We start from the raw sequence: 5,720 nt of genomic DNA on the forward strand, positions 1-5,720 counted from the left end.
AAAGAAAGTAACCCGCCGCTTTAGTGGCGGAAGCTTTTAGCGTTTGATCTAGATCTTTCTTGAACGATGCGCCGCAAGACCGAAGCACCGCGGTCGCGGCTCACGCCGCTCCTACATATGCACTACGGCGAATGCGGAAGCAGAGTAGCGATCAACCCGTCGTCCGCTGCGCCGCCTCGGCCCGCAATTGCTTCGCCCTCACCAACACCGGCGGTGGGGTGATCTCTTCTGGAATACGGAAGATCCCGATCCGCCGCAGCCATAGCCCGGGCCCGCGCGCCGAGGTCAGCGCCACCACCGGAATCGACACCACCAGGCCGATGATCACCGGCGACATCCACGCCGCCAGCGGCGGCGACACCACATAGGCCATCGCGCCGATCAGCAGGCCGAACAGAGTCAGGCCGCCGTAACTGCGGATCAATCCCGACAACGGCAGGCTGCCGTCGTCGCGACGCTGCGATTCCCAACCCGAGTCCTTGCCCGACAGCACCTCGGCGACGCCGCGCGACTGCACGTACATCGTGATCGGCGCCATCAACGCCGCCAGCAGGGTCTCCAGGATCATGCTGAAGAACGCTCGGATCGCACCGCCGCAGCCGCGCCGGGTGTTGCCGTCGAGCAGCATGGTGATGAAACCCATCACCTTCGGCGTCAGCAATACCGCCATCGTCGCCACGAACACCCACAGCGCGCGCTGGGGGTCCTGGTCGCGCCAGTAATCGCCCGGCGAGAAGCCGGGCAGGCGCGCGCTTTCCCAGTTGAAGAAGCCGGCCTTATCGAGCGGAATCGCCAAGCCGATCAGCATCATCACCGCCCACATCGGCGCGGTGAAGTAATGACCGATGCCCATCAGCAGGTGCATGCGGCTGATCCAGTGCAGGCCTTTCGCCGGCAGCACCGCGGTGTGCTGCAGATTGCCCTGGCACCAGCGGCGGTCGCGCACCAGCATGTCGGTCAGCGAGGGCGGGCCTTCTTCATAGCTGCCGACCAGGCCCGGCAGCATGTGCAAGGCCCAGCCGCCGCGACGCATCAGGGCGGCCTCGACGAAATCGTGGCTCAACACCGTGCCGCCGAAGGGCTTGCGGCCGCGCAGTTCCGGCAGGCCGGCGTGCTCGGCGAAGGCGCGGGTGCGGATGATCGCGTTATGGCCCCAGTAGTTGCTCTCGGCGCCGTGCCACCAGGCGATGCCGTAGGCGATCACCGGGCCGTAGACGCGCCCGGCGAACTGCTGCATGCGCGCGAACAGGGTTTGGCCGTTGACGATCATCGGCAGGGTCTGGATCAGCGCGACGTCGGGGTGGCGTTCCATCGCGCTCGACAACTTCACGATGACCTCCCCGGTCATCAGGCTGTCGGCGTCGAGGATCAGCATCTGCGGATAGGCGGCGCCGAAACGGCGCACCCACTCGGCGATGTTGCCGGCCTTGCGTTCGGCGTTGTTCTTGCGCCGGCGATAGAAGATGCGCTGCTGGCCGCCGGTGCGTTCGCGCAAGGAATGGAAGGCGCGGATCTCGGCCTGGCGGATCGGTTCCTTGGTGGTGTCGCTGAGGATGAAGAAATCGAAACGATCGAGCTGGCCGGTGGCGGCCACCGATTCGTAGATCGCCTGCAGGCCGGCCATCAGCCGCTCGGGATCTTCGTTGTAGGTCGGCACCAACAGAGCGGTGCGTTCGCCGAGCGCCGGCAATTCGCCGCCCTGCTTCAGGCCCAGGCGCCAGCGCCGCCGCGACAGGATCAGGGCGAACCCGGCCAGCGAGCTGGTGAAGGCCAGCGCGATCCAGGCGAACAGCGCCACGAACAGCAGCAACAGCACGCCTTCGAGCAGGTTCAGTCCGCCGACGTAGAGCACGCGCAGGATGTGATAGGCCGCGACCAGAGTCAGCAGCGCGGCGCCGCCGATCACGTACAGGCGGCGCAGGGCCATGCCCTTCGGCTCGCTCGGCAGGGCGTTGCCGGAACGTTCGCCGCTGCTCAGCGATTGCACCGGCATCGTCAGGGGCGATTCCGGGGGCAGCGCTTCGAACGGCACGGAGAGGGGTCGTTGCGGGGGAGCGACGGTTGAGTTCATGCAGTCCAACGATAAAGCCAGGTTTCGGAAAGGGGGCCGTCGCCGTCTTCGAGCACCGCGCGCAACTCGACCGAGCGGGCAGTGCCCGGTTCGAGTTCGAACGACATTCGCCAGCCGCCGGTGCCGGTGTTGGGATGGGCGATCGCGTTGACGATGCGCCCGGCCGAGGCCCAGACCACCGCGCGCGGTTTGGCGTCGGCGGCGAGCTGGCTCAGGCGTCCGCCATCGAGGTCGATGACGATCCGCCGCGCCGCACCGTTGCCGGCGCCGATGTTGCCGGCGCCGATCCGGGTACGGCTCACCGTCGCCTGCGCCGGCTTCCAGGCGTGTTTCGCGCACCAGTGCAGGCGGTAGTCGTAGCGATGCTCGCGCCCGGCCGCGAGCGGCGCGCGCGGCCGCCAGAAGGCGACGATGTTGTCGTGATACTCGTCGCCGGTCGGGATTTCGATCAGATGCACCGCGCCCTCGCCCCAATCGCCCACGGGCTCGACCCACAGACTCGGGCGGCGCTCGTAGTGCGCCTCGCTGTCGGCGTAATCGGCGAAGCCGCGCTTGCGCTGCATCAGGCCGAACGCGCGCGGGCGACGGTCCTGGAACGCGCTTTCCTGCAGGGTCTTGGGATTGCGCAGCGGGCGCCAGATCTGTTCGCCGGCGCCGTTGTGCAGGGCCAGGCCATCGGAGTCGTGCACCGCCGGGCGGAAGTCGTCCACGCCGACGCGATCGGTAGCGTCGAAGTGATACATGCTGGTCAAAGGCGCGATGCCGACCCGGTCGAGGACGACACGCGGGTACAGACGCAACTGCGTGTCGAACACCGTCTCGGTGCCTGGCGTGATCGCGAAACGCATCGCCCCGGCCACGCTCGGGCTGTCCATCAGCGCGTGCACGACGATCTGCTTGGCCCCCGCCGCAGGCTGTTCGATCCAGAAGCCGGTGAACACCGGAAACTCTTCGCTGTTGCCGGCGCCGGTATTCAGCGCCAGGCCGCGCGCCGACAGCCCGTACAGCAGGTCCTTGGCGACCGCGCGGAAATAACTCGCGCCGAGGAAGGCGCAGACCTCGTCGAAGTAGTCGCCGCGGTTGATCGGCGCATGCACGCGGAAGCCGGCGAAACCCAGGTCGTCCTGGGTCGGCTTCGGCGCGCTGCCGAAGCCGAACATCTGCGGCCGATACACCACCGGCGTGGCGACGCCGCCGTGCACGCGGTGAATGTCGACCCGATGCTTGAACAAGAACGCGCGATGGAAAAACTGCAACTGGAACGGCAGTCCCTCGGCTTTCCACAAGGCCTGCTTGGGATCGAAACGGATATCGCGGTAGGTGTCGTACTTGATCCGCGCCAGCGCCTCGGGCAGGTCGGCATCGGCCGGCCGATAGGGCTTAGCCGCCAGCGCGCGCGCCAAGCCCGGCACCGTGGCCGCGTCGAAAGCCCGCCCGGGGCCGGTCGCGGCCAGCGCCGACCACGGCAGCCCGCCCCCGGCCAGGCCGGCCAACGGCAGGGACAGCCCGGCCTTGATCAATTCGCGTCGGTGCACACGCCACCTTCGGAGGGGGTAAACCGGGCGATTGTAGGGATCAGGTTGTTAACACTCCGGAACATGGCCCTTGCACGACGGCATTGACTCGCGGGTTTTCAGCTCCAAACGCACGGCGAAATGCCGATTGCGTCACATGAACGCGGCCACTCCGACCGCGTCACCGCCCTGTCATCGCCCCGCCACGGCCGGGACATGGATCGCGCCCAGGCTTGCCCAAACCGGGAGCCGCGCATGCGCTACGCGATCGTCACCGAGACCTATCCGCCGGAAATCAACGGCGTGGCCCTGACCGTACAGGGTCTGGAGCAGGGTCTGCGTGCGCGTGGCCACGAGGTCGGCCTGGTCCGTCCGCGCCAGCACGGCGAAGCCCAGGACGGCGCCGCCCACGAGTTGCTGGTCAAGGGCCTGCCGCTGCCGCGCTACCCGGGCCTGCGCTTCGGCCTGCCCTGCGCCGCCCGCCTGACCCAGGCCTGGAGCGCGCATCGCCCCGATGCGGTCTACGTTGCCACCGAAGGCCCCCTCGGCTGGTCGGCGCTGCGCACAGCCCGGCGCCTGCGCATCCCCGCTGCGACCGGTTTCCACACCCGCTTCGACGAGTACATGCGCGACTACGGCGCACCGTTCCTGGTCGGCACCGCCCTGCGCTGGATGCGCCGCTTCCACAACGGCGCCGACGCCACCCTGGTGCCCACCCGCGAACTCGTCGAGTTCCTGCGCAGCCAGGGTTTCGAGGACGTGGTGCGGCTGCCGCGCGCGGTCGACACCGTATTGTTCGACCCCAGCCGCCGCCGCGCCGAGCTGCGCCGCGAATGGGGCCTGGACGAGAACGGCCTGGCTGCGATCTACGTCGGCCGCATCGCCGCGGAGAAGAACCTCGAACTGGCCGTGCGCGCGTTCCGCTCGTTGCAGCAGATGCGCCCCGAGGCGCGCTTCGTTTGGGTCGGCGACGGGCCGGCGCGGGAGAAGCTGCAGCGCGACAACCCGGATTTCATCTTCTGCGGGCTCAAACGCGGCGAGACCCTGGCCGAGCATTTCGCCAGCGGCGACCTGTTCCTGTTTCCGAGCCACAGCGAGACCTTCGGCAACGTCACCCTGGAAGCCATGGCCAGCGGCGTGCCGACGGTCGCCTTCGACTACGGCGCCGCCCACGAACACCTGCGCGACGGCGTCCACGGCGCGGCCGTCGCCGACGGCGACGACGCCGGCTTCGTCGCCGCGGCGGTGCGCATCGGCAGCGAGGATGCCTTGCGCGCGGGAATGTCCCGCGCAGGCCGCGAGGCGATCAGCGGCCTGCGCCCGGAACAGGTCGCGGCCGATTTCGATGCCCTGTTGCACGGCCTGGCCGATCGCAATCCGCACAACCGCACGACCCGCCGCATCAACGACGAAAGCAAACCGACCCAGGAGGTCGTATGAACCGGCTGCCGTTGCGAAAACGTCTGATCGCCGGCGAGTCCGGCTGGTGCCTGCGCGCCAATCGCCTCGGCGAACGCAGCGGCTCGCGCGCCTATTTCGCGGCGGTCAGCCGCCTCGGCGACGGGATGTTCTGGTACGCGCTGATGGCCGCGCTGATCCTTGCCGACGGCTACGACGGCCTGCGCGCCTCGGCGCATCTGGCCGCCACCGGGGTGATCGCGCTGGCGTTGTACAAACTGCTCAAACGCTGGACCCGCCGCCCGCGCCCGTTCGCTTCCGATCAACGCATCCATGCCTGGGTGGCGCCGCTGGACGAGTTCAGTTTCCCCTCCGGCCACACCCTGCACGCGGTGGCCTTCAGCCTGGTGGCGATGGCGCATTACCCGATGCTGGCGTGGTTGCTGATCCCCTTCACCGCGAGCGTCGCCGCCTCGCGCGTGGTGCTGGGCTTGCATTACCCCAGCGACGTGCTGGCCGCGACGGTGATCGGATCGAGCCTGGCCGGGTTTTCGCTGTGGCTGGTGCCGGGGGTTTCGTTGTTCGGTTGAAGCAATGAATCCATCCCTGTAGGAGCGGCGTGAGCCGCGACTGCGTTCGCTCGGTTACCGGCGTTGGCTACCAGATCTCACGATCGATGGCGCCGTTGCCGTTGCCGTTGCCGTTGCCGTTGCCGTTGCCGTTGCCGAGATTTTGAT

Annotated in this window: 4 protein-coding genes; 2 read left to right on the top strand and 2 right to left on the bottom strand. The window is 68.2% G+C overall.

Annotated features, from left to right (window positions below):
• Positions 1-151: 151 nt before the first annotated feature.
• Together mdoH and EX88_RS0122305 are read right to left on the bottom strand one after the other, a co-directional pair.
• Positions 152-2,071 carry a glucans biosynthesis glucosyltransferase MdoH gene (gene mdoH / locus EX88_RS0122300; protein ID WP_051885435.1) on the bottom strand — a complete coding sequence of 640 codons (1,920 nt, stop codon included), beginning with the start codon at positions 2,069-2,071 and terminating at the stop codon, positions 152-154.
• The gene (locus EX88_RS0122305) at positions 2,068-3,606 is read right to left on the bottom strand and encodes a glucan biosynthesis protein (RefSeq protein ID WP_031374191.1); all 1,539 of its coding nucleotides are present in this window, start codon (positions 3,604-3,606) and stop codon (positions 2,068-2,070) included. Before EX88_RS0122305 ends, mdoH begins: the two co-directional genes overlap by 4 nt.
• 234 nt (positions 3,607-3,840) lie before the next feature.
• Between EX88_RS0122305 and EX88_RS0122310 the strand changes: the two genes are divergently transcribed.
• Together EX88_RS0122310 and EX88_RS0122315 are read left to right on the top strand one after the other, a co-directional pair.
• On the top strand, positions 3,841-5,025 hold the full coding sequence (locus EX88_RS0122310; protein ID WP_031374192.1) for a glycosyltransferase family 4 protein: 1,185 nt from the start codon (positions 3,841-3,843) through the stop codon (positions 5,023-5,025).
• Positions 5,022-5,573 carry a phosphatase PAP2 family protein gene (locus tag EX88_RS0122315; RefSeq protein ID WP_036149833.1) on the top strand — a complete coding sequence of 184 codons (552 nt, stop codon included), beginning with the start codon at positions 5,022-5,024 and terminating at the stop codon, positions 5,571-5,573. Before EX88_RS0122310 ends, EX88_RS0122315 begins: the two co-directional genes overlap by 4 nt.
• The last annotated feature ends 147 nt before the right edge of the window (positions 5,574-5,720 follow it).

This window comes from Lysobacter antibioticus (assembly GCF_000731095.1).
GTDB classification, from domain to species: Bacteria; Pseudomonadota; Gammaproteobacteria; order Xanthomonadales; family Xanthomonadaceae; genus Lysobacter; species Lysobacter antibioticus_B.